This window comes from Prosthecobacter sp. (assembly GCF_034366625.1).
Classification (GTDB): Bacteria; Verrucomicrobiota; Verrucomicrobiia; order Verrucomicrobiales; family Verrucomicrobiaceae; genus Prosthecobacter.
Genome location: NZ_JAXMIH010000008.1, coordinates 130690 through 155454 on the forward strand (window position 1 = coordinate 130690; position 24765 = coordinate 155454).

The following is a 24765-nucleotide window of genomic DNA, read 5'->3' on the forward strand; positions in this document are numbered from 1 at the left end:
GTCACCGCGCCGTCGGCGATGCGATCTCCGTGACGAACACTGCGGTGTCAGGTGCCTTGCCGGAGTAAAAGGAGACGTGGTGGGTGTCCCCGATCACGGTGGCGTTCGCGTTGCCTGCGTCGTAGGAAATCTTGCTCCCAGTGGCGATGGCTTCGGAACCGGGCCAACTGAGCGGATGGTCAAACACGCTGCCCGGATCGACGACGCGACGCCGGAGAATGCCGCGCCCTCGCTCATAGTAGTAATTGCTCATCAGCCCGGTTTTGGCGTCGAGGACCAGGCTCGGCGTAGAGGCCGAGACATCGCTGATGTTGGTGCGAGCGCGGGTCCATGTGGCTCCGTTGTCCGTCGAGATCATCTGGAATTGCGACGGACCGGTTTCCGTTCGTGCGATGGCGAGGATTTTGCCATCGCCGAGGTAAACCGCGGCGGGTTCGGTCGGCCAGTCCGCTTTCAGCAAGCCGGATTCGACAGGTGTTTGCGTCCACGTTTTGCCGTCATCACTGCTGGTCAGCATGCCCCACGATTGCGTGGGCTTGTCGCTGTAATCTCCCCCGAACCACAGGGCCATGAGCCCGACTTTCGGGACGCTGAAGACATCGGTGATCTGCATTGGGCGCACGGCGAGCATCGGCGTTGCGACGAGTGTGAAGGTGATCCCGTCGGTGGTGCGGTAGAGATCGTGGTGCCATTCGTTTTTGCCGATGCGGCGCACCCAGAGCAGCATCGCGCCGGTGGCATCGAGACCTTTGCCTACCGCGACCTCGCCGTAGTCCTTTGCGTCGGCGACCACTGTTTCTGCGGTCCAGGTTTTGCCGCTGTCGGTCGAGGTGCGGGCATAAACGGCGCGGTCGTCGCTGGCGATGGTGTGCCCTTTGCCGCGACCATAAACGCACACCAATTTCTCGCCGATGGCCTGAAGCATGGGCCACGAATTGTAGCCAGGCACGTCCTGCACGACGTGGGGCTTCGGGAGGACTTGCAAAGGCGTCACCTTCACCGCGGCCAGACCGGTGGGCTTGGTGAAGGTGTCGCCAGAATCACCAGGTTCCCGCTGGATGCGCACGGTGAGTGGCGCACCGGGCACGACTTCGTAACAGGATTCCAAGACGATGGTCCGCGAATGAAACGGCGCGTCGGGCAGCGCCGTGCGCACGGGCTTGCCCAGCGCATAACGTTCTGTGAACGGCGCGCCCTCCACCATCTGCGAAAGATGCACGCGATAGACATCCTGAAACTCTGGACTCGTCGTCTCATCCGTCGTCGTCACGACAATCTCGACCTTCACCGCCACGCAATCCCCCGGCAGCCCCGTCACCACCCCCGCCACCGATTGCCCCACCGTCCCACCCGACAATGACCACACGGGGATGTGCGTGGAGCCGCTCGACATGAGCACCAACGAAGGCTGGCCCGTGGCAATGGACATCTGGTTTGCATTCAGGCCGATGGAAGTCGGTTCCGCGCTGAAGCTGGTGACGGAGAATCCAAGCAGCGCGAGGGACGAAAGAAGACTTCTCTGATGTCGGGTGGTGATTCGCATGTGTGGTCGAGGTTTGCTCAGCAATAAGTCCATCTCAAGCGCGGCAAGATCGCTTGGTGGTGTATTTCAGTGTAAACAAAACCGTCGTTGGGCTCGACGAGCTGAATCGTTCCAAGGAAGTCGCCATCACCCTGATTGAATTGCAGAGAATGACCTCTGTCTCGCGCCTCACTCCCACGCCACCCGCAAAAACTCCGGCGCGGGGCCTTTCCAGAGCGGGACTTCGTTGGCTGGGAGGCCGTGGCTGGCGCAGAGGCCGAGTTGATCGATTTCGGACCAGCTTGTGGGTGAGCCTTCGGCGGAGGTGAAGTCGCTCAGGGCGAGCGTGAGAGTTTGCGGGGCGTCGGAGCTTGGGATTTCGCGCTGGCAGACGAAGGTGCGGCGTGGGCCACGGTAGCTGCGCCATTCGTTTTGCTGTAGGACGATGCTGAGGTGGTTGGTTTGCGGGAGTTTGAGCGTGACGTGCAGCTTGGAGCTTTCAGGACCGCGCCAGAGGGGATCGGTGACTTTGCGGGTCCAGAGTTGCTGATGCGTGGCGTTGCCGGCATTGAGTGCATACCAATCACGGGTGCCGTGAGTGAAGTCGTCGATGAGCGTGGAAGGTTTCGCGGTGAGCTTCGGGTTCGCTTGCTTGACCTCGTCGGCGCTGTGCGAGTGGAGGAGGCTGCTGAGGCAGAGCTCGGTGATCGGCTTGGCGTTGCCGGGCATCTGCGCGAGCGATTCGGGCTTTGGCAGCGTGTGGTAAACGTTCGCGAAGGCGAAGAGCGGCAGGTCGTGCGTGTGGATCGGCAGTTGGGCAATGTAGCCTTCGGGTTCATGATGCACGTCGGCGCTGCGCCAGAAGCGGGCGCGGGGATCGGGATCGGTGCTGTAGTAGATCTCAACGCGGGCGACGGGCAGCGTTTTCGCATCCGGCCGCACGCGCAGAAGTGGCACGTCGTCGTTCGATTTCAGGCGCAGCTCGCTCTGCGGCGTGTCCGGCAAGGCGGGACCGCCTTTGAGATGCTGATCAAACCACAGCGGCATCGTGATGGCGACCTCAGGGGTGAGGCGGTGGTTCATGTGCGGCACCCAACTGAAGCGCGTGGGCTGGTTTTGAATGAGTGCGTTGGTGCGATACACGTCGTCCATCCAGCCGTGGAAGTCGTTTGTGGCGCTGCGATGCAACACCGGGCACTGAATGAGCGGCGCGTAGCTTTCAAAGCTAAGCGTGCGCTTGAAGACCTCGATATCGCCTTTGATCCGGTCCTGCTGGTCCGTGCCGCCGATGAACGAATGCGCCTGCCAGCGCCAGCCCTGGCCGCCGACGCCGGGAACGGCGGCCTTCACCCGGCGATCGGTGCCAGCGACATACATCGTGAGATTGCCGCCCATCGAGTAGCCATGCACGCCGAGACGCTGCGGATCGACCTGCGGCTGCTGTTCGAGAAACGTGAGCCCGCGACGGCAACCAAGCGTGAGGAGATACCAGTTGTTGTTCTTCGGATGCTCGCGGTCCTCTAAGAGCTGCCCCGGTCCGGGCAGCATGGTGCTGTAGCCCTGCACATTGAGCTGCGAGGGATCGGCCGCGCCCCAGTCGGTGTTGGGATCGCCGGGCTCGGACTTCTCGCAGGTGTTGAACGGTGCCTTGCCCGTGCCGCTGCCGCCCCAGTTCACGGAAAGCGCCGCGTAACCTCGCGCGACGAGCAGTTTCACCTCGCTCACCGAGCCACGCTGACCGCCACCGTGGATGTGCATCACCGCCGGGAGTTTGTCTTTGGCGTTCTCCGGAAAGCCATACACCGCCGCCATTCGCGCGGGCTTGCCTTTGAAGCTGCCGATGAAATACCGCACATGCCGGAATACGCCGCCGTCTTCCTTCCATTCGCGGATGACTTCGACTTCGAGCGGGTCTTTGCGCGGATCAAAATCTGCCCACAGCTCTTGCACCGACTGCGGGATGCCTTCAGCGGCAAAAACGGCCTGCGAGGCAAGCCAGGGTGCGCTGGCGAGCAGCGAGGTGTTTTGGAGAAATTGGCGACGGGTGGACATGGTACGAATGAAGATAGGGACTCGTGCGATTTGGGAGACAGTAGCATAGCCTTTCTAGGCTGTGTCTCTTCCCTTGGAACACAGGCTAGAAAGCCTATGCTACGACCCATGACTCAATTCGCTGCCTCCCCTGTGAAACGCTTCACCTTGCCTTTGCTAGCCTGGTTCGCAAGCCTCACCCACGCCGCCGAACCAACTCAGCGCGTGGACGTGTGCGTGTATGGCGCCACGCCGTCGGGCATCGTCGCGGCGGTCACGGCGAAGCAGGAGGGTTGCTCGGTGCTCATCGTGGAACCGAGTCGATGGGTGGGCGGCATTCTTGGCGCGGGGATCAAACCGCTGCAGGATTGCGCGGAACCGGCGGCGGTGGGCGGGTTGACGGCGACGCGTGTTTTCAAGCTGGGCAAGAAGCCGAATGTGTTGCGCAAAGACTTCGCCGACTGGCTGGCCGAGGAGAAGATCCCGGTGATCTATGAGCAGCGGGTGCAGCGTGTGGAGAAAGCGGGCGCGAGCATCACAAAGCTCGTTCTGGAACTCGCGCCGCCGGACAAGCATGGGATTCCGGCTCCGACGGCGACCAAAAAGGATGTCAGGGTGATCGAGGCGAAGGTTTTCATCGACGCGAGTTACGAGGGTGACGTGATGGCCGCTGTGGGGGTGAAGTATGCCGTGGGTCGCGAATCGGCCGAGACTTACCACGAGGAACTCGCGGGCGTGGGACCGACGACGAACTGGACGCCGATTGATCCGTATGTGGTCGCGGGTGATCCGAAGAGCGGATTGCTGCCATGGGTCGAAGCGGACCATAGTTTGCCCAAGGGCGCGGCGGATGATTACACGCAGGCCTACAACTTCCGCTTCTACGTCACGCGTGATCCGCAGAAGCGCGTGCCCTTTGAGCCCGCGAACTACAACGCGCAGGAGTTCGAACTCGTCGGTCGCTACGTCGAGCATCTCGTGCGCACTATCGACGACACCGCCAAGCTCACGAAGCGCCTGCGCGACATCTTTCCCGGCTGGCTGAACAGCGGCGAATACAACTACAAGCGCGACTCCTTGATCACGATGGCGCCGCTGGGCCTGAGCCGCTTTTATCAAGACGGTACCTGGGAGGCGCGCTCGAAGGTGTGGCGGCAGCACCAGGATTACCTCAGAGGCCTGCATCACTTCCTCAGCACCGATGCACGCGTGCCGGAGGCGTTTCGCAATGAGACCGCCGAACTCGGCCTCGATCAAACCATGCACGCCGACACCGAAGGCTGGCCGAACCAGCTCTATGTGCGCCTCACGCGGCGCATGAAAGGGCCTTACATCCTCACGCTTGCAGATGTGTGGAATCAAACGAAGGCCGAGGACGGCGTGGGACTCGCGCTTTACGGCGTGGACATCTATCCGGTGCGCCGCTACGTCGTCGCGAATGAGAGCGGCCAGATCGGCGTCGCCACTGAGGGAAACATGTTCGTCGGCGGTTCGCAGGGCACCGGGCATCCGTATCCGATCCCGTATCGCGCCATCACGCCGAAGGCGGACGAATGCACCAACCTCCTCGTGCCCGTGTGCTTCTCCGCCAGCTACATCGCGTATGCTTCGGCACGCATGGAGCCGGTCTTCTGCGTGCTCGGCGAGTCCGCAGGCGTCGCTGCCGCGCAAGCCATCCACGCCAACACCTCCGTGCAGAACGTGGACGCTGCCCAACTACGCCGACGCCTTCTCGAACGCGGCCAGATTCTCGAATGGACCGATGAACTCGCGCAGCAGGCCAAGCAGCATCGCAAAACCGGCATCGAGACCGGCGAATGGGCCTCCCAGCAGGCATGGAATGACGCCAAACCCGGCTGGGAGTGGCTTTTCCCCTTCATCGACACCAACAAGGATGGCAAGATCGCCCTCACCGAGCACACCGCCTTTCAAGACTACAAAAAGCAGCATCCCGACTGGCAGAAGCGTCTCCGCGAGGAGTTGAAGAAGTAAATGTGCGGCTCAATTGACGCGTGCATCAGCGCCGGGAAATGCGATGAACCAAGGATCGCATGAAATCCCTGTTTTTGCTTCTTCTCGCCAGCTTCACCGCCTTTGCCGCCGACTTCAAAGCCACGAGCACGGGCATCGAGATCACCGCTGGTAGCCTCGGCAGTTTCACACTGACTTACCCGGAGTTTGAGCCGCCGCACAAAATCATCGAGGTGAAGCCCGTGGCCGCGAGTGCGATGCTACGCTATGAAGGCGGGACAGAGTGCGTCGTTTCGGTGGCGAAAGATGAGGTCGGGGTGAGTTTTCGCGGTGTGACGGCCGATGTGAAGTCGTGGAAGATGTCGGTGCTGATCGACATCGGCTTTGCCAAAGGTGGATCGTGGAAGATCGCGGAGAAGGAAGGGGCTTTTCCCGCCGAGAAGGCGACGCCACCGCACATCGCGAGTTTGAACGGCACGAGCTTCATGCTCAAAAACGCGCAGGGGCAGAGCTTGAGCGTCACGACGCCGGATTACGCGTTTCAGCAGCTCACGGACAATCGCACGTGGGACTGGGCTATCTACCACTGGATGTTCATCGTGCCGTATGCTGCGGACAGAGCGGACGCGAAGATCAAGATCACCACGGATCTCGCCTCGGTGAGGAAACTGATCGATCCCTTCGGTCAGAGCATCAAAGACGCGTTTCCAAACAAGCTAAAAAGCCTCGAAGACCTCAAAGCGGATGTGAAGGCTGACAAAACCTACTATGCAGGCATCGAGACGCCGAAACTCGACCGCTTTGGCGGCCTGCCGGGCAGCGGTGAATCGCAGGGACTGAAAAAAACGGGCTTCTTCCATGTCGAGCAAAAGCAGGACAAGTGGTGGCTCGTCGATCCCGATGGCAATGCGTTCTTCCATTTCGGCCTGTGCGGTTTTGCGCCGAGCGACGACTACACCTATGTCAAAGGCCGCGAAGGCATCTACGAATGGCTGCCGAAGGCGGAGGGCGAGTTCGCCAGCGCGTTTCGCCCCGGTGATGGCGACGCGCATTTCTCGTTCTACCTCGCGAACGTGATCCGGAAGTTTGGCGCGGCCTACGATTACGAATCACACGCCACACGTATGATCGAGCGGGTGCGCAAGTGGGGCTTCAACTCCATCGGCGCGTTCAGCCCCGTGCCGGAGACTGCGCATGTGAAGGCCGATTTTCCGTATGTGGCACATCTGCCGATCAACGAATGGGAAGGCGTGCCGCGCATTCCCGGTGCGCATGAGGTGTGGGATCCGTATGATGCCGCCACAGAAAAGATGATCGCCGCGAAACTCGCCGCCGGACTGCCTGCGCGCGCGAATGATCCGCTGCTCATCGGCTATTTCATCGTCAACGAGCCGCGCTACGACGAACTGCCACGTGTGATTCCGTCACTGCCCGGCAAGCATGCGTGCAAGCAGCGTCTCGTGGCGTTCTTGAAGGAGAGATACAAGACTGCCGATGCTTTCAACGCTGCGTGGCAGGCGAAAGCCGCTTCATTTGATGATTTGGTCGAGCCCGGACTCGCCGTGATCACCGACACGGCCAAGGCGGACGTGAAAGCCTTTGTCGGCGAATTCATGGAGACGTATTTCGCGCAGATCGAAAAAGCGTTCCGTCAGCACGACACGAACCACATGCTCATCGGCAGCCGCCTCCAGCCGATCACGATCAAGGACGAGCTGCTCTGCCGCATCATGGGCAAGCACCTCGATGTGGTGAGCTACAACTACTACACCTTCGACGTCGATACGGCGGCGTTGAAGCGTTACCACGAATGGACCGGCGGCAAACCGATGATGCTGAGCGAGTTTTTCTGGTCCTCGCCGAGGGACAGCGGTCTCATCGGCGGCCGCGCGTTAAGCAGCCAGCAGGAACGCGGCCTCGCGTATCGCAACTATGTCGAGCAAAGCGCAGCGCTGGGTTTTGTCGTCGGAATCGAATGGTTCACACTCATCGATCAGGCCACCACGGGCCGCTGGTTCAGCAAATACAACGGTGAGAGCTACAACACCGGTCTTATCAGCGTGGCGGATCGTCCATGGAAGGATATGCTGGCCGAGATGATGAAGACCAATCACACGATCTACGACCTCCTGCTTGGCAAACGTCCCCCGTTCAAGTGGGACGGTTCGCTGCTCATAGTGCCGTCCGCGAAGTAGCGGCAAGATCAAGAATCGTCAGCCCCATGCCAAGGATGCGCATCAGGCGTAAGTTTGTGACTCGTGCTGGCGGTCTATGAAACTCCCCGCTATGGTGCGGTTTATGCCTTCCAAACAAAAAATCGTTCAGCTCGTTGCCAGTGGAGATTTGCGCCTGTCCGCCAACCAAACGTGCTGGCCGGCTCAGCAGTCCATGGAGGCGGCGCTGGAGGCCGCGCTCAAAGCCGAGGACTGGCAGGTCAAACGTGCGCACGCGGTCGATCCCGCGAAGAAGCATGGCTTCATCGACTCACAGAAAATGGGCATCGAGGTGTTTCGTGGCATTGATCCCGAGGCACCACTGATCGTGGCGGAGGCGGTGTGGCAGTATTCGCATCATGTGCTGGCCGGGTTGACCACGCATCGCGGACCGATTTTGACAGTGGCGAACTGGAGCGGCCAGTGGCCGGGTCTGGTGGGCATGCTGAATCTGAACGGCTCGCTCACGAAGGCAGGTGTAAAATACTCGACGCTGTGGAGCGACGACTTCACAGACACGTTTTTCAAGACCAAGCTGAAGCAGTGGCTGAAGTCGGGCAGCATCACGCATGACCTCAGTCATGTGAAGCCGCTGGAGAAGGTGAAGGTGCCGACGAAGGCGGCAGCGCTGGGCAAGGAACTGGCGGCACAGCTTGTCACCGACAAGGCGATCATGGGCATCTTTGATGAAGGCTGCATGGGCATGTTCAACGCGATCATCCCTGACCATGCACTGCATGCCTGCGGTGTGTTCAAGGAGCGGCTGAGCCAGTCGGCGCTGTATCATGAAGCGATGCAGGTGAGCGATTCGGACGCGCTGGCGATTCATACCTGGCTGGTGAAGCACGGCATGACCTTCCAGCTTGGCGACAATCACGCGATGCAGCTCACGCGCGATCAGGTGCGGCTTCAGTGCAAAATGTACGCGGCGGCTCTGCGCATCGCAGATGATTTTGGCTGCGATGCCATCGGCATCCAGTATCAGCAGGGCCTGAAGGATCTGCTGCCGGCGAGTGATCTCGTCGAAGGCATGCTCAACAACACGGACCGTCCGCCGGTGAAGTCACGAGATCGCAAGCGCACGTTGTTTGAAGGCCTGCCGATGCTGCATTTCAACGAAGTCGATGAATGCGCCGGTCTGGACGGCATGCTCACGCACCGCGTGCATCGCGCGTTGCAACAGCCGGTTGAAACGACGCTGCATGACGTGCGCTGGGGCGAAAAATTTGGCAAGGACTACGTCTGGGTGTTTCTCATCAGCGGCGCGGCTCCTCCGGCGCATTTTGTCGAAGGCTGGAAGAGCGCCGAAGGCTTCCGGCAGCCGCCGATGTATTTCCCGAGCGGCGGCTCTACACTGCGGGGTATTTCCAAGCCGGGCGAGATCGTCTGGTCGCGCATCTACGTGCAGGATGAAGCGCTGCACATGGACATCGGTCGCGGCGGTGTTGTCGATCTGCCGCGTGAGGAAACGGAGCGCCGCTGGCAGCTAACCACGCCGCAGTGGCCGATCATGAGCGCGGTGACGTATGGTGTGAGCCGTGATCAGCTCATGGCGAAGCATCAGGCCAATCACATCCAGGTTGCCTACGCTTTGGACGCCAAGGCAGCGGACGAATGCATGTTCGCCAAAGCGGCCATGGCGCGTGGACTTGGCATGCAGGTGAATGTGTGCGGCACGCTGTCGCGTTGATCGCTGTTCTGAGGTCAGAGATCGTCAAAGATAGGGCAAGAAAGCGCCGCCATACGTCGAAGCATCCATGTCCGCCACGCGTTAACTCATTCGTTCATCATGAAGCTTTCCAACCTCCTCCTGTTTGCGTCTTTTTGCGGTCATCTCCTCGCCGCCGAGGGCCTGCATCCCATCAAATACAATCATCCCGGCCTTGTCGTCGATCTGGAGGTTGGTTTGTGGGCCTGGCCGGTGCCCTGTGATGCGGATGGTGACGGCGATTTCGATTTGATGATCTCCTGCCCGGACAAGCCGCACAACGGCGTCTATCTCTTCGAGAATACGACCGGTGACACCGCGAAGAACAAGATGCCCGTCTTCAAACCGGGCAAGTTCATCAGCAAGACCGCGCACTACGTCCTGCCCAGCTATGTGAACGGCCAGCTTCGTGTGCTCACGCCCGGCACTGAACATCCGAACTTCCTCAAGACCGGCCTTGATGAAAAAGTGAAACTGCCCATCGCTGCGAAATGGTACAAGCCGAAGGGCACGCAGCCGAAAGGCCCGAAGGTGCGGCACAACCAATGGCGCTACGTGGATTACGATGGCGACGGCAAAACCGACCTCTGTGTAGGCATCGAAGACTGGAGCTACTATGGCTGGGACGACGCCTGGAACGAAAAAGGCGAGTGGATGAACGGCCCGCTGCACGGCTTCGTCTTCATCTTCCGCAACAACGGAACGGACGCGGAGCCGAAGTATGACAAGGAGTTCCGCGTGCAACCGGTGGATACCTTTGGCTGCCCGTCTCCGAACTTTGAGGATTTCGACAAGGACGGTGATCTCGACCTGCTGTGCGGCGAGTTCCTCGACAAGTTCACCTACTTTGAAAACATCGGCACGCGCACCGAGCCGAAATATGCCAAGGGCCGCCGTGTGTTCGATCCTGCCGGGAAGTTTCTTCGCATGGATCTCGAGATGATCGACCCCGTGGCCTTCGATTGGGACAAGGACGGCGACTTCGATCTCATCTGCGGTGATGAGGATGGCCGCGTCGCTTTTATCGAAAACACCGGCAAGCTCAGCATCAACAAATCGCCCGTGTTTGAAAAGCCACGCTACTTCAAGCAGGAGGCCGACGAGATCAATTTCGGCGCGCTCGTCACGCTCTTTGGCTGCGATTGGGATGGCGACAAGGACACTGATGTCATCGCGGGGAACACCGCCGGTTACATCGCCTTCATCGAAAACCTCAGCGGCCCCGGTGTCGCCGAGCCGAAGTGGGCCGCACCCGCGAAGCTCAAAGCCGGTGGCAAGACGCTGCGCATCATGGCAGGCAAAAACGGCAGCATTCAAGGACCTGCCGAGGCCAAGTGGGGCTACACCACACAAACCGTCGCTGATTGGGATCACGATGGAGATCTCGACATCGTGGCGAACAGCATCCTCGGCAAAGTGGTGTGGTTTGAAAACACCGGCAACAAAACGAAGCCCGAACTCGCCGCTGAAAAACCCGTGGAAGTCGAATGGAACGGCGAACAACCCAAGCTCGCGTGGGGCTGGCTGCGTCCCGAAGGCAAAGGCCTGCTCACCCAATGGCGCACCACGCCTGTCGCGATTGATTGGAACAAGGACGGCCTCACCGACCTCGTCATGCTCGACCACGAAGGCTTTCTGAGCTTTTTCCAGCGCACCAAAACCGGCCTCCAGCCGCCGCAGCGCATCTTTGCCGACAAAGACGGTAAACTTCTCCAACTCAACGCCAGCACCGCCGGCAAGAGCGGCCGCCGCAAACTCTGCCTCATGGATTGGGATGGCGACGGCAAGCTTGACATCCTCCTCAACAGCCAGAACGCCCAGTACCTGCGCCAGTCCGGCGAAAAAGACGGCATCATCCTCTTCACCGACAGCGGCAACGTCAGCGACCGCAACATCGAAGGCCACGACACCAGTCCTACGCCAGTGGATTGGGATGCGAATGAATTGCCCGATCTACTCATCGGTGCCGAGGATGGCCGCCTGTATTTCCTGAAGAATCCGCAGGCGAAGTAGCCCAGTTGCTGTGCAACTGGAGCCACAAGCCTGTTGCACAGCAACAGGACTACTTTAGTGGCACATGATGACCACCCTTGAAATCCTCGTCCTTAGCGCCGCAGGCTGCACCGCTGGCGCGATCAATGCCATCGCGGGTGGCGGGACGCTGGTGACGTTTCCGGTGCTGCTGATGTTTGGCACGCCACCGGTGCTGGCGAATGCAACGAGCACCGTGGGGCTCGTGATCGGCACGGCGGGGAGCATCGTGAGCTTTCGTGGTCATTTGAAGGCGATCCGTCACTGGCTGGCGTGGTTCATCCCGGTGGGTGTGCTCGGCGCAGGCATCGGGAGCTGGCTGCTGACGCAGACGAGCGATGACCAGTTCTCGAAACTGGTGCCGTTCCTCGTGCTGTTCGCCACGGTGCTGTTTTTTCTTCAGGGATTCCTGCGCAAGCCGCACGCAACATCACGGCGGAATACGCTCTGGTTCTCGCTGGCTCTGCAACTGCCGGTGGCGATCTACGGCGCATTTTTCGGCGCGGGCATCGGCATTCTGATGCTGGCGTCGTTTGGATTCATGGGCATGACGAACATTCATGAGATGAACGCGCTCAAGAACCTGCTCGGCTCGCTCATCAATGTCGTGGCAGCCGTGTGGTTCATCGCCGCAGGCATGGTGAACTGGCCGCAGGCGCTGGCACTGACTGGCGGAGCACTGGTCGGCTACTATTTCGGCGCCCACTACTCGCAGCGCATCGAGCCGAGGCGTGTGCGGCATTTGATCACAGCGATTGGGCTGGTCATCTCCATCGTGATGTTCTGGCGGCAGTTTGCATGACAAAGGGACGGATCACGGCTATCTGCCGCCACATGCGTTTCCTCCTCGCTTCCATCTTGCTCAGTTGCGGTCTTGCCAGTTGTTCGCTGATCACCGTGCCGCTGGGAGCGGCTGGCACGGTGGCGGGTGCCACGGTCAAAGCCACGGGCGGAGTCGCCAAAGCGGGCGTGCAGGCGATGGGCAGCCATCGTCAGCCTGCACCACAGCCCCAGCAGCCGTATTATCCACCCCAAGGTTACCCTCAGCACCCTTACCCAGCGCAGTATTATCCACCTCAGCAGGGTTATACGCAGCAGCCATACGCTCCTGTTTATCCCCAACAGCCGCAGGCTTACCCGTATCCGCCTCAGCAGCCGCAGGGCCAGTGGTATCAAGGACGCTGGTATCCCTACCCACCGCAGCCGGTGAGATGAGCCATCGGTTCGGATGACAAATTCTCCACACGGTCTAAAATTTCATCCATGAAAACTAGCCTTGTTCTGCTTCTCGCATCCTTTGCAGCCACAGGCTGCTCCCTCATCACCGTGCCGGTGAAAACAGCCGGCAGCATCGTGACGACGACCGTCAAAACGACCGGTGACATCGTGACGGCACCGTTTGATGCGGTGGGCAGGAGCAGGGAGGCATCCGAACCTGATGCAAAAAAAGAGGAGGAATTGCAAAAGCCTCCGACCTCCTATCTCGAGGTGCGACCTGCGGAGCCTGTGCAGCGGTGAATCCTGCGGTGCCTGGCGGCGTCATTGATGCCACCGGGCCGCCGCCTCAAAGCTCTGGCAATTGGAACTGAGGCACAGGTTTGTCTTTCGGGCTGAGATACGCCACCTCGAGATACACATCCCACCACGCAGAGACCACAGCACCCGGGGCGGCCCGCATGCTGGCGCGCAGAAGTCGGAGGTGGGTGGTGATGCCAGGATCCGTGAACTGGATATTCTTCCGCGTATCAGGGAGTGGGACGACGTCTGGCGAACTCAAATCGGTGCCAGGAGGAAAGCCGCCTTCAATCCGGTGGAAAATGGCACCCGTGTTAGGATCGACGAAGTCGAGCAGGTAGTTCGGGCCGCCGTTCGGCAGAGTTGGCTTGTACGCGTGCCAGCGCAGGACGAAGCCTTTGGCGGTGTTGGCTGTTTGGAAGGTCAGCGGTTCGCCGTCCGCGATTCTCCTGCCGTCTTTGGCTGATTTCTGCAACTGCACGCGCATGACGGCGTGGTCGGGCAGCACGATGTCCTTCTCGCAGGTGAACAGCGCGCCCTCCGGCGCTGGCGGACGCGGCACTCCCGGTTCGCGCAGAATCCGCAATGCCATGGTGTACGTCCAGCCGTCGCGGTGCTTTATGTGGCCGATCTCCGGGACAGCGCCGTCGGGCAGCGACAACCGAGGCCTTTGCATCAGTTCCTGTTCGATTTGCCGGGTGGCTACACTCACTTCCGCCGGTGTGAAATCATCCGGCAGCGTCCAGTTCAGCACACGCGTGTCATGCAGGCCGATCCAGTGCTTGCGCAGCCAGAAGGGATCATCAGCGGCAGGCACTTTGCCATCGGGAGCGCGTGTCACATCCTGCCAGAGCTCGATGCCGAGGCCATGGTTCGAGTCGCGCTCAAAGAAGACGCAGATGTCGCGGCTGCCAGGCGGGTTTTCGACGCGTAGCATGTTGAAGTCGATCGCCATCGGGATCTGCGGCGCTGTGGACGCCGCGGGTTGCGGCAGCGCCTGGATCAGCGTGTCTGCGGCGGTTCCTGCCTGAGACAGAGCTTGTCCGGGCAGGATGGTGATGCCTGGGGGCAGTTTCATCGTGCGCACACGTAGAATCATCTCCTTCGGATGCTCCGGGTGGATGGTGGCACTGCCATGGGTGCGGAAGAGGGTGATTTCACGCATGGAACCCGGGGGAAGGAAGGTTTGCGCGGGTGTTTCGAGCGGCCACCAGTTCAGCAGCTCATCATGCTCGATGTGGTGGCTAAAGTGCGCCTCCACGTCGCGGTTTGGCACGGTGCGGGTGCCGTCCGGTTTGGATGCGTTGACGGCCCAGAACCAGAGCTGGTCGGCCGCTGCATTATCATCATCACGTTTGGCCGTCCAGAACACCTCGCCGTTGTAGGCGGCGTTTTTTCCTGCGCCGATGATGGCGGAAAGCTCCGGCACCAGCACGCGGCTGTCGTCGCCCTGACGCATGAAGACCTCCAGCACGGCGAGCTGGTCCTCAGGCACGCGGACGTTCAGAAAATTGGATGCCTGATGCACCAGGCCGCCTGGGTATTCGCGATGGCTGCCGTTCGAACTCAATTCCACCTGACTGGACATGCTCGCAGCGGACCGAGGTGCAACCGCGCGATAGCTGAGCATGTAAACAGCGGCGGCAGTGACGAACAGGAGACCGCCGACCAGAAGGATGAGCAAAACCACCATGCAGCCCGTGTTCCCTTTCTTGCGAGCCGAGAGAATGAGCAATATCAGACCCCCGACGATGATCGCCACAACGGCCAGCGCGATGAAGGGGAAAAGCGTCACATGCTCATTCCTGACGGCGGCTGGCTGTGTCTGCTCATGGGGCGTCTGCTGAATCACCGGCACTTCCAACAGCAACGGCCTGCCGTTCAGACGGCACAGCTCCACGCGCGCGCCCTGCTCGGTTTTAGCGGAGTTGAGGGCGGTGTCGAGCAGTTCATCACGCAGCAGCAGATAGTCGCCTGTGATTTCGCTCGTCGCCGTTGCGCCGCCGATGGCGCGGACGATGCGCACACGGTCAGCGCCGACCTTGGAGAGTTCGATTCGCGCTTTGACCGCATGCAGTTTCGTTTTGGCATCGCGTTGGAGTGACGTGCGTTGATTTCCCTCGTCGTCGCCCAGATGCACCATGCCCGGCTGGCTGGCGCTGACGAACCAGACGGCCTCCGTGTGCGATTCGTTCCAAGAGCGCTGTCCGTAGAGGCTCACCCAGCGCGGATGGGCCGAGGTCATGACCTCGGAGACCTTGAGGGAAGCTCGCTGCTCCGTGCTGCCCGTGTCTTCCAGGTCAAAGATGGTGCCAGCGTAGGTTTTTCCAGCGATGACGGGCAGCTCGCCAATCGGGCGCAAGTTCTTCGAGGCCTGCTGGGCGAGCTCGGGTGTGGGCAGCACAAAATTCAGCCGCCACGCGTGCAGCCCGGGCGGGAAAGCGCGCCACGGCTGGTTGCCTGCGGGAGCGCCTGGCATCACGAGCGAGCTTTGTCCCGTGTTGCGGTCCGCATCGACCAGCTTGCGCCGCTTGTCAGCCGGCGGGTAATGGCCTGTGAGTTCGGTCCGCACTTCAGCGATGCCGCCTTCCACCTGAACGTGCAGATCCACCGTCACTACGTTCCCCTCCACGCCGACCAGTTGCGCCGCCGCGCTCTTCACCATGATCTGCCCGCCACCGAAATGGCCAACCAGACGATAGCTCCAGACCGCCAGCATCACCGCTGCTCCCCCGACAGCCAGGAGTCCAAGAATCACGATGGCTGCGCCACGCCGCCGAGGCTGCGCAGAGCCATCGCCGTCACGGGCACGGTGAAAGAGCGCCACCACTCCAGCCATCAGCAGCGCACCGGCGATCAGATAGAAGAGGGCTATGCGCTGCTGCTCCGTGCGTTCTTTGGCGAGCGCGGCGTGATTCAGCGCCAAATCCGCCTGCATCGCCCGCAGTTGAAGACGCTGCGAGTCTTTCGTCAGTGTCGCAGCTTCAAGACGAATCCGTTCCTGCTGCTCCGGCTCAGTGGCGGCTTGTTGCTTGGTACGAACGGTGTTCAATTCCGCCTGTTTGTCTGCTGCCATCCTCCTCGCTTCGATGGCCTGCTGCCCGGCACGCTGGCGGGCGACAAGGTGCTTTCTCGCCGTCACCGTGAGGCCAAAATCATCCACGATCTCGTTCAACACCGGCGCGCCCAGCAGCAGGGCGGTGCCGAGGCTGAGTCCAGCCACACCCGCCCACCGCCACGGGCGGCGCAGGGCACCCTGCGGCTCAACCGGGCTGCTCCGGCGACGGAACAGCCGGCCGATGATGAAAGGCAACGCGAAAATCAGCAGCAGCAGGCCGAGGGCAAACACGAGCACGTCTCCGCCCCCGCCGCTGGTGCTCCCGCCGATCAGAGGCATTGCCAACACCAGTACAATTGTGATGCCGATGACCACCGGGAGCAGATACAAGGCGTAAATCAACTTGGAACCAGAGGGCACGCCGAGTCGTTCGGCGGGCGTGTTCCCCGGCGCACGGCCCGTGGCGGCGGTGACGGCATCGCGGATCGCGGTGAACCACTCGGCGACGCGCGCGTTCCAGATGGAGGGGAAGTCGAAGATGCCTTCCATCGGCGACAGCAGGACTTGTTTGCACTGAGCGTCCTCCTCGTAAGTCACGCTGAGGAGGTCGAGGCCCACCGGATTCATCGTGCGCGGATACCGGCCGATGCTCAGGTCACGGATGGCGGTGAGCGGGATGACGGTGGTCGTCCCGGCGCGCGAGTGCGTGAGCTGGTGGTCGTCGAGGATGAGCTGCCCGCGCGTGCGGTGGCACGAGAACTGTCCGCTTGCGGTGGCGATCTTCTCCGGGGTGACGAGGGTGCTGGTGCCGATTTTGAGGAAGCGCGACGGGGTTCCAACGTGAGCCTCCTCACGTCGGCTGTTGCCGGAAGTTCCAATCGCCGCCTCCACCTGTGTGCGAAACTCCGCCGCTGTCGCAAAACGCATCTCCGGCTTCGTTTCCAGCGCGCGCAGCACGATCTCATCGAGCCGCACGTCGATCTGCACACGCTTCGACGGCGGTTCGAGATTCGTCTGCGGCAGTTCGCCAGTCAGCAGTTCATACAGCACCACGCCGAGTGAATATATGTCCACGCGATGATCCGCGTGGCGCGGATCGCTCTGCTGCTCCGGCGCGGCATACGTCGGTGTGCCGAGAGCCGTAGTCCGCGAGTCTTCTCGCGGCTCTTCGTCCCCTGATCCGCGAGAGGACTCGCGGGCTACGATCTTCGCGATGCCAAAGTCCGCGATCTTCACGCGTCCCTCCTTGTCCATCAGCAGATTCTCCGGCTTGATGTCACGATGCACGATGCCGTGCTCGTGCGCGTATTGCAGCGCCTCGCAGACTGGCGGCACGATGGCCAGCGCCTGCTCCGGCGTGAAACGTCCCGCCGTCATCGCCTGGCGCAGATTCACACCGTCGATGAATTCCATCAGCAGGAAATAGAAGCCGCCTGCCTGGCCGAAGTCGTGAATCGTGACGATGTGGGGATGATTCAGCGCCGCGAGCGCCTGCGCCTCCTTTTCAAAGCGCGCGGCGAATTTCGCATCGTCCGCACGCTCCGGCGCGAGCAGCTTCAACGCCACAAGACGGTTCAGGGACTTCTGCCGTGCTTTATAGACCACGCCCATGCCGCCACGACCAAGGCACTCCAGAATTTCGAGCTGCGGGAAGTGCGGAGCTAGTTCCTCCGGCGTTAACGGCGTTTGTGTAGCGACCGGCGCGGCATCCGGCGGCATCGTTTCGGTCGCGAAGTTCAACGCGGCGAGACAACGCGGGCACAAACCTTGCGGCGCATCACTCGGCAGCTCGCAGCCGCATTTGGGGCATGGGGTGGATTCGGAATTCATCGCTTCCACGGGTAGTTCAGGGATTTCGCAGGTCTGTTACAAGCGATTTCCCATCAATCTCCGCCCAGCACCGTCACGATGTGCCGCATTTCCGTTTCCACGTCCTCACCTTCCGCCAGCGTCGCGGCGATGTTTGCGCGAAACAGCTCGCGGAAGCGCTTTCGCAGCCGATGCACCGCCACGCGTGCAGCGCCTTCACTGGAGTTCGTTTTTGCCGCCAGTTCCGCATACGAGATGCTGCCGCGATCCAGTGTGAGGCAGTGTTTCATGGCCTGAAAATCATCCGCTTTGCCTGCGGAGGTGAACTCGGCCTCCAAAGTCGCCAACGTCTGCTCCAGCAGCGTCATGGCCCATCTTCGCTCAAACATCGCATCCGGCGCGAGTTCAGGTTCGTTGGCAAACCGGCGTTCCGCATCTTCTGCGTCGAGCGGCACATGCGTGATGTGCCCGCCGCGTTTCAGCGAGGCATTCTTGTGCCACTCGTTAATCAGGAAGCGCTTCATCGCCACGAGCAGGAAGGTGCGGAAGCGGCCGTGCTCTGGCCCTGCCGCCTGGAGCCAGTCCTTTTCCAGCAATCGCGCAAAAAACTCCTGCGTCAGATCCTGCGCGTCATGCGGCGCATGCCCGTCACGCCGCACATACGCGTAGAGCGGATACCAGTAGGCCCGGCACAGCGTTTCCATCGCCTGTTTCGATTCCGGTGCATTCTCGTGCTTCGCCGCCAGTACGATGGACCACCGCGTGGTCGCGAAAAGCGGTGCTGGCGCTGCGGAGGAGTCGTTTCGAGACATGTGGTGCTGTTTCTTCAAGGAACGCTGCCGCCTGTTACACCGGAATCACACCAACTGCCACGATCCGCGCCTGGGACGCATCGCGCTCGAACAGAGCCTTTCGCCCATCATGTCACGGAATAGTTGAGCCTTGGGCTGAAAATCATTCTTGACGTTGACTGGCAAAAAATACTAGCCTGCGTCCGTTTATCACACCAAATCAAAAAACGCGCCATGAAAACACACCTCCTCGCCAGTCTGTGCCTGATTGCTGCCACCACTCTCTCCGCCCGCGAATTCACCGACCTGCAGGGGCGCAAGCTCGATGCCGAGCTGGTGGCCGTTGCTGGAGGCCAGGCCACTTTGAAGCGTGCCAGTGATGGACGCAGCTTTACCGTCCCGGCCGCCTCCTTCTCGGCGGACGACCAGAAATTCATGAAGGACTGGGCCGATCAAAACGCCAAGTACAATTTTGAAGTGAAGTACACGAAGAAGAAAATGGGCGAGACCAAGCAGAAGCAGGGTGTCGTCACGGTGGAGGATGAGCGTTGGATTTACAAAATCGAGATCAAGAACCGGATGCCCGTGGCTGTCGGTGACCTGCGTGTGGACTACTGGTGTTTCCGCAGAGAAGACGGCGGTACGGGCAAAGGTGGCGCACGCATTGAAACCTCCGGCAGTTCCAAAGTGAGCGCCATTCCTGGCTCCTCAAGCGCCACGGTGGATACGACCGAGATCGTGCTCCACAAAGAAGAGCTCCGAGGTGATTACTACTATATCGGCGGCAACAAGAACCGGCAGGCGGATGGCATGGGCGGCCTCGTGGTGCGCATCTTTGACAAGAATGACCGCGAAGTACACAAATACGCCACCAAGGACGACCTCCTAGCCGCAGCCGTGGGCAAACCGAGTGCGAATGGCTCCAGCACGAACAACAAATAGCCGCGCTTCTTCGCGATTGATCTTTCCAGCATTATCCGCTGATTGCAGCGCCGGGTGTCACCACCCGGCGCTTTGTTTTGGATCCCGTCAAGCGTGCCCCCAAACCCCGCGGCGTGAAGAAGGCTGCGAATCGTCAACCACCACCCCCGTCCGGGCGTGCGCGGGGGGATGCGCTCGGCCTCGTGGATATGACACTGGCTGTGGCGGAGTTTCAGCGCAGGCTGGGTGAGGAAAAACTTGTTCTGGATCATGTGACGCCGCAGGCCTTCGGCTTTGCGGCTGCGTTGATGGTGCGGCATGCGGAAAAGGCGCACCCTGGCCGCCGCGTGTGGATTCTCTGCGCGGATGTGAAGACGCAGGATCATGTGCATGCCGAGCTCGGTGTGTGGCAGTGCCCGGCGTTATATTTTCCGCGTCTCGGGCATGTCGTGAATGACGCTCTGGCAGATCCCGAACTGCTGGCGGAGCGTGCGGGGGTGCTGGGGCGCATGATGGAGGGCGATTCGCCTGTGATGGTGTTGTGCGCCGACAGTCTCGACGAGCAGGTGCCTGCGCTGGCGGAGATCGAGACGCAGCGCCAGACGCTGGAGGTCGGTGCCAAGCTCGATGTGGAGGCGCTGCTACGTCAATTGGGTGAGGCTGGTTACGAACGTGTGCCTGTGGTGACCGAACGCGGTCAATTCGCCCGGCGCGGCGGCATCGTGGATTTTTTCACCTGGCAGGCGGAGGAGCCACTGCGGCTGGAGTTTTTCGATGACGAGATCGAATCCATCCGTGCCTTTGACCTGCACAATCAATCCTCCATCAAGCGTCTCGACCGTGTGGGGGTGATGGTGCAGATGAATGAGAATGCGGAGGATGCGGCGCTGGTGCGCGAGCATCTGCGGCAGGACGATTTCATCGTCACCATCGACTGCGAGGGCGATGTGACGGTGCATGCGAGCATTCTCAGCTCCGCCGCGCCAGTGGAGGGGCTGGAGGACTTCTCCACGGCGATTCACGAGAATCCGCTCGGCGTCTTCGATGCGTCTGATTTCGTTCTGCATGAAGCGAGGCGAGAGCATTTCTCCCGGCAGATTCGCGAATGGCACGAGGCGGGCTGGCGCTCGGTGATTTTCTTCCACAACGAGGCTGAGCGTGAGCGTTTCGCCGAGTTGCAAAGCGGGCTGCCGTCCTCGTTGGAGACAAAGCTGGGCCTGCTCTATCGCGGTTTCACTGTTCCAGCGGTAAAACTGGCCGTCCTGACCGGCGCGGAGATTTTTGGAAGGCATCAGCAGATCCGCCGCGTGCGTGGCTCGAAGTTGGATGAGGCCGAGGTGCTGCGCAAAGCGCGGGATGTCATGCGCGATCTGCGTGAAGGCGACACCGTGGTGCATTCGGAGCACGGTGTGGCGCGCTACGGCGGTGTCGAAGTGCGTGATTCGGGCAAGCGGGAGGAAGTGCTCGTGCTGCATTACGCGGATAGTGCGAAGCTGTTTGTGCCGGTGGCGCATGCGCACATGGTCACGCGTTACGTGGGTGTCGGCGGCAAGGCGCCGGCCTTGAGCAAGCTCAGCGAGGCACGCTGGCAGAAGACGCGCAAGAACGCGGAGAAGAGCGTGGAAGATTTCGCCGCACGCATGCTCAGCGTGGCGGCGGAGCGGCAGACGCTGAAGGCGTACTCGCATCCGCCGGACACGAAATGGCAGGTCGAGTTCGAGGAATCATTCCTCTACCGCGAAACACCGGACCAGCTCCACTGCGCGGAGGAGATCAAACGCGACATGGAGGCGGAGAAGCCGATGGACCGCCTGCTGTGCGCCGATGTCGGCTTTGGCAAGACGGAAGTGGCGATCCGTGCCGCGTTCAAAGCTGTGATGGGCGGTCGTCAGGTGGCGATCCTCGTGCCCACAACCGTGCTGGCCCGCCAGCACACGGAAAACATCCGCCAGCGCATGAGCGAGTTCCCCGTGACCGTGGAAATGCTCTGCCGTCTCACACCGGCCAACCGCGAACGCGAAATTGTGCGCGGAATCGCCGAAGGCACGGTCGATATCGTCATCGGCACGCATCGTGTGATCTCCAAAGACGTTCAGTTCAAGAACCTGGGCCTCGCGGTGATCGACGAGGAGCAGCGCTTCGGTGTGAAGCACAAGGAGCGATTCAAAGACCTGTTCCGCCTCGTCGATGTGCTCACGCTCAGCGCCACGCCGATTCCACGCACGCTGTATCTCGCTCTCATGGGCATGCGTGACATGAGCACCATCGAGACGCCGCCGCCGAACAAGCAGGCCGTGCAGACAATGATCTGTCCGTATGACGACCGTATCATTAAAGAGGCCGTCGAGATCGAAATCGACCGCGGCGGGCAGGTTTTCTTCCTTCACAACCGTGTGATGACCATCGAGAAGACGGCACAACGCATTCGCGAGCTGTGTCCGCGCGCGCGCGTGATCGTCGGCCACGGCCAGATGCACGAGGAGATGCTCGAAGACGTGATGCACACCTTTGTTGATGGCGACGCGGATGTGCTCGTCTGCACCACCATCATCGAGAGCGGCGTCGATATCCCGAACGCGAACACGATCATCATCGACCGCGCGGATCGCTTCGGCCTGGCCGATTTGTATCAGCTTCGCGGTCGTGTGGGCCGTGGCGGTGTTCAAGCACACGCCTATTTGCTTCTTCCACGCGACGCCGTGACCGCGGGTGATGCGCGCAAGCGTGTGAACGCGATCAAGCAATACGCCGGCCTTGGTAGCGGCTTCAAGATCGCGTTGCGTGACCTGGAGATTCGAGGTGCGGGCAATCTGCTCGGCACCGAGCAGAGCGGGCACATCGCCGCCGTCGGATTTGATCTGTACTGCCAGATGCTCAAGCAAAGCGTTGCTCGCATGCAGGGACGCCGCGTGGCGCGTCCTGTCGAGGTCGGCCTGCGCGCTGATTTCCTCGTGATGAGCGAGGCCTTGATGCTCCAGGCCGAAAAAACGGCTACGCCCGCCTTCCTGCCTTCATCCTTCATCGAGGATCTCAAACTGCGCATCACCGCGTATCGCCAGCTTGGCGAGATCATGACGCGCAAAGAACTCGACGAGCTCGAAGCGCAATGGCGCGATCAGTTTGGCGAAAAACTGCCCCACGCCGTGCAGAACCTCCTCACCTGCGCCTCCATGCGCCTCGCCGCCGCGCACGCCGGCATCAGCGAGATCGAAATCAAGGACCGCAAGCTCATGCTCACGCGCAACGGCAAGTTCGTCATGATCCAGGGCAAGTTTCCGCGCCTCAGTGCCAAGGAAGGCCACAAGCAGCTCGCCGAAACGCTGGCGATGCTGCGCACGCTTTAATCAGAGGAGTTGGGACAGCTCCGTGTCGAACAGCTTCTGCGCCGTGTCCTCGCCCAACTGGTAGCAGTTTTTCAATCGACCCGGAAACAGCGGTGACGGGCGTGGATGCGTGGTGGTGATGAGCGTGAGCTTCTTGCCGTGCAGGCGGGCAAGCTCGATGCGGTCGGCCAGGATTTGACGGGTCATGGACTCATGGGAGGCGGCAATGGTGTCAAGCAGACGCCCGGGGAGCATCAGTGGAGGCTTTCCCTGAGGCTGTGTGATGCGGTGCATGACGATGTGATCGATGGATTCATCTTTGAACCACGGATCGACCGGTGTTTCATGGGCCACGCCGCCGTCAGTACACATGCGACCATCGAACTCCAACGGAGAAAAAAGCATGGGCACACATGAGCTGGCGGCCATGGCGGTGGCGAGCGGTCCGCGGCTGGCGAAGAGGGTCTCGTTCTTGGAGAGGTCGCTGAGGGTGATCATGAGCTTCGGATCGGTGAGCGATTCGATGCTTCGCGTGCCGACGAGCGATTCAAAATGGGCGATGGCGCCTTTGGGATCGAGAAAGCCGGGATGGCGATGCTTGAACACATTCACGAACTGATGCCAGATCCATTTGGTGCGGCTGGCAAAGGCGAGATACAGACGCGGGCTGAGCACCGTCTGCCGGATCGCCTCCTGCTCCAGTCCTGCGGCATACAGGCCGCTGGTGATCGCGCCTGCGGAAGCCCCTGCCAGGGCGACAGGACGCACCCCGAGAGCATGGAGACGCGCCATGAACCCCGCATGCGTGGCGTAGCCCATGAAGGACGCGCCGAGTGAGATGGCGATGCGCGGTGGTGAACTCATGCAGTTCGCGCCTCAGGTGCGATGATTTGCGTGTGCTTGGAACGCAGGAACAGCACTCCACCCACGACTCCCCAGAACAGATTGAACATCCAGCCGGCGAGCGAGGCGGAAATGCCCACCGCTTCGGGCACGCCCGCCAGTCCTGCGAGCAGCGCCTCGAAGGTGCGCTCGCGCACACCGAGGCCCGAGATGGAGACCGGCAACGACGCGGCCGCGTCCACAATCGGCATCGCGGTGAGCACATCGAGAAGCGGAGCCGCGCCTCCGACGGCACGCAGGCCGCAGTAGAAGCTCATGAAAAACGCCACATGCATGCCGGTGGAAACCACCGTGGCGGAGAGCATGCGCCGCCAGAGCAGCGTGAAGACCTCGTTCACCTGCCCCATGCGGGTGAGGATGCGGGCAAACTTGGGATGGCCGAACGTGCGGGGGAAGGTGCGTTTTCCCCAGGCGAGCACGTTTGGTTTGAAGGAAATCCACGTGAGCGCCATCCCGCCGACCCCACCGCCGACATACATGCCATAGCCCGTGAAAAGCAGCCGCACATCCTGGCCGAACTCCTGCCAGCGTGAATGCACCGCCAGCATGCAACCGAGAAAGAGCAGCGCCACAGAGACCAGCCCCGCGAGATGATCCAGCACCAGCGACACGCTCACCGGTATCGCTTTTCCCGGCAGACGCCGCGAGAGAGACATGATCTTGTAAGTGTCCCCGCCGACCACGCCGACGGAGCTGATGTTGAAAAAGGCGCTGACGATCTCCGCGCGCAAGACCATGCCAAACGGCAGATGCGGTACCAGGCCGCGCAGGAGAATGTGCCAGCGCGTGGCGGTCAGAAAGAGCGAAAGGAACGCGAACACGATCCCGGCGAGCATCCACGGCCAGTTTGTCAGCAGGGCGCGAAAACGCGGCGCTATGTCGGCGATGAGATCATGCTCGCGAAACAACAGCGCGAGCAGCACGCCGCTGATGAGCAGACGAAGGGAGATGGAGATCAGGCGTTTCAAA

At 61.1% G+C, this 24765-nt stretch carries 15 protein-coding genes; 9 read left to right on the forward strand and 6 right to left on the reverse strand.

The features are described 5' to 3' along the window. Position 1 precedes the first annotated feature (1 nt). The gene (locus U1A53_RS09090; protein WP_322280343.1) at positions 2 to 1543 is read right to left on the reverse strand and encodes a sialidase family protein; all 1542 of its coding nucleotides are present in this window, start codon (positions 1541 to 1543) and stop codon (positions 2 to 4) included. A 168-nt stretch (positions 1544 to 1711) separates the two neighbouring features. Beyond that, positions 1712 to 3574, reverse strand: a complete 1863-nt coding sequence (locus tag U1A53_RS09095) for an acetylxylan esterase (protein WP_322280344.1) — start codon at positions 3572 to 3574, stop codon at positions 1712 to 1714. Positions 3575 to 3682: 108 nt separating this feature from the next. On the opposite strand from U1A53_RS09095, the gene U1A53_RS09100 reads away from it, so the two are divergent. The 7 genes from U1A53_RS09100 to U1A53_RS09130 all read left to right on the forward strand — a co-directional run bounded on the left by U1A53_RS09100 (position 3683) and on the right by U1A53_RS09130 (position 12994). Further along, positions 3683 to 5545: an FAD-dependent oxidoreductase gene (locus U1A53_RS09100; protein ID WP_322280345.1), complete on the forward strand. Its 1863-nt coding sequence runs from the start codon at positions 3683 to 3685 to the stop codon at positions 5543 to 5545. A gap of 59 nt (positions 5546 to 5604) precedes the next feature. Beyond that, positions 5605 to 7719: a beta-galactosidase gene (locus U1A53_RS09105; RefSeq protein ID WP_322280346.1), complete on the forward strand. Its 2115-nt coding sequence runs from the start codon at positions 5605 to 5607 to the stop codon at positions 7717 to 7719. Between the two features lie 103 nt (positions 7720 to 7822). Further along, complete coding sequence (locus tag U1A53_RS09110; protein ID WP_345786484.1) at positions 7823 to 9427, forward strand: fucose isomerase; 1605 nt, start codon at positions 7823 to 7825, stop codon at positions 9425 to 9427. A gap of 99 nt (positions 9428 to 9526) precedes the next feature. Continuing rightward, positions 9527 to 11458, forward strand: coding sequence for a VCBS repeat-containing protein (locus U1A53_RS09115; RefSeq protein ID WP_322280348.1), 1932 nt, complete (start codon positions 9527 to 9529; stop codon positions 11456 to 11458). Positions 11459 to 11522: 64 nt separating this feature from the next. Beyond that, positions 11523 to 12278, forward strand: coding sequence for a sulfite exporter TauE/SafE family protein (locus U1A53_RS09120; protein ID WP_322280349.1), 756 nt, complete (start codon positions 11523 to 11525; stop codon positions 12276 to 12278). 32 nt (positions 12279 to 12310) lie between these two features. Beyond that, the gene (locus U1A53_RS09125; protein ID WP_322280350.1) at positions 12311 to 12691 is read left to right on the forward strand and encodes a hypothetical protein; all 381 of its coding nucleotides are present in this window, start codon (positions 12311 to 12313) and stop codon (positions 12689 to 12691) included. 48 nt (positions 12692 to 12739) lie between these two features. Further along, positions 12740 to 12994 (forward strand): hypothetical protein, encoded by a 255-nt coding sequence (locus tag U1A53_RS09130; RefSeq protein WP_322280351.1) that lies wholly within the window; start codon positions 12740 to 12742, stop codon positions 12992 to 12994. A gap of 46 nt (positions 12995 to 13040) precedes the next feature. Here U1A53_RS09130 and U1A53_RS09135 read toward each other — a convergent pair whose 3' ends face one another. Both U1A53_RS09135 and U1A53_RS09140 read right to left on the reverse strand, forming a co-directional pair. After that, on the reverse strand, positions 13041 to 17879 hold the full coding sequence (locus tag U1A53_RS09135; RefSeq protein WP_322280352.1) for a serine/threonine-protein kinase: 4839 nt from the start codon (positions 17877 to 17879) through the stop codon (positions 13041 to 13043). Between the two features lie 53 nt (positions 17880 to 17932). Further along, complete coding sequence (locus U1A53_RS09140) at positions 17933 to 18670, reverse strand: sigma-70 family RNA polymerase sigma factor (protein ID WP_322280353.1); 738 nt, start codon at positions 18668 to 18670, stop codon at positions 17933 to 17935. A gap of 213 nt (positions 18671 to 18883) precedes the next feature. On the opposite strand from U1A53_RS09140, the gene U1A53_RS09145 reads away from it, so the two are divergent. Both U1A53_RS09145 and mfd read left to right on the forward strand, forming a co-directional pair. Then, positions 18884 to 19591: a hypothetical protein gene (locus U1A53_RS09145; protein WP_322280354.1), complete on the forward strand. Its 708-nt coding sequence runs from the start codon at positions 18884 to 18886 to the stop codon at positions 19589 to 19591. Between the two features lie 113 nt (positions 19592 to 19704). Next, positions 19705 to 22914 carry a transcription-repair coupling factor gene (gene mfd / locus U1A53_RS09150; protein ID WP_322280355.1) on the forward strand — a complete coding sequence of 1070 codons (3210 nt, stop codon included), beginning with the start codon at positions 19705 to 19707 and terminating at the stop codon, positions 22912 to 22914. Here mfd and U1A53_RS09155 read toward each other — a convergent pair whose 3' ends face one another. Together U1A53_RS09155 and U1A53_RS09160 are read right to left on the reverse strand one after the other, a co-directional pair. Continuing rightward, on the reverse strand, positions 22915 to 23757 hold the full coding sequence (locus U1A53_RS09155; RefSeq protein WP_322280356.1) for a patatin-like phospholipase family protein: 843 nt from the start codon (positions 23755 to 23757) through the stop codon (positions 22915 to 22917). It lies immediately after the preceding gene. After that, positions 23754 to 24764, reverse strand: coding sequence for a lysylphosphatidylglycerol synthase transmembrane domain-containing protein (locus tag U1A53_RS09160; protein WP_322280357.1), 1011 nt, complete (start codon positions 24762 to 24764; stop codon positions 23754 to 23756). The genes U1A53_RS09155 and U1A53_RS09160 overlap by 4 nt, the downstream gene beginning before the upstream one ends. Position 24765 lies beyond the last annotated feature (1 nt).

Excerpts from the sequence above, each read along its gene's own strand:
- U1A53_RS09090 (WP_322280343.1), bottom strand. The coding sequence starts at position 1,543 with ATGCGAATCACCACCCGACATCAGAGAAGTCTTCTTTCGTCCCTCGCG.
- U1A53_RS09095 (WP_322280344.1), bottom strand. The coding sequence starts at position 3,574 with ATGTCCACCCGTCGCCAATTTCTCCAAAACACCTCGCTGCTCGCCAGC.
- U1A53_RS09100 (WP_322280345.1), top strand. The coding sequence starts at position 3,683 with ATGACTCAATTCGCTGCCTCCCCTGTGAAACGCTTCACCTTGCCTTTG.
- U1A53_RS09105 (WP_322280346.1), top strand. The coding sequence starts at position 5,605 with ATGAAATCCCTGTTTTTGCTTCTTCTCGCCAGCTTCACCGCCTTTGCC.
- U1A53_RS09110 (WP_345786484.1), top strand. The coding sequence starts at position 7,823 with ATGCCTTCCAAACAAAAAATCGTTCAGCTCGTTGCCAGTGGAGATTTG.
- U1A53_RS09115 (WP_322280348.1), top strand. The coding sequence starts at position 9,527 with ATGAAGCTTTCCAACCTCCTCCTGTTTGCGTCTTTTTGCGGTCATCTC.
- U1A53_RS09120 (WP_322280349.1), top strand. The coding sequence starts at position 11,523 with ATGATGACCACCCTTGAAATCCTCGTCCTTAGCGCCGCAGGCTGCACC.
- U1A53_RS09125 (WP_322280350.1), top strand. The coding sequence starts at position 12,311 with ATGCGTTTCCTCCTCGCTTCCATCTTGCTCAGTTGCGGTCTTGCCAGT.
- U1A53_RS09130 (WP_322280351.1), top strand. The coding sequence starts at position 12,740 with ATGAAAACTAGCCTTGTTCTGCTTCTCGCATCCTTTGCAGCCACAGGC.
- U1A53_RS09135 (WP_322280352.1), bottom strand. The coding sequence starts at position 17,879 with ATGAATTCCGAATCCACCCCATGCCCCAAATGCGGCTGCGAGCTGCCG.
- U1A53_RS09140 (WP_322280353.1), bottom strand. The coding sequence starts at position 18,670 with ATGTCTCGAAACGACTCCTCCGCAGCGCCAGCACCGCTTTTCGCGACC.
- U1A53_RS09145 (WP_322280354.1), top strand. The coding sequence starts at position 18,884 with ATGAAAACACACCTCCTCGCCAGTCTGTGCCTGATTGCTGCCACCACT.
- U1A53_RS09155 (WP_322280356.1), bottom strand. The coding sequence starts at position 23,757 with ATGAGTTCACCACCGCGCATCGCCATCTCACTCGGCGCGTCCTTCATG.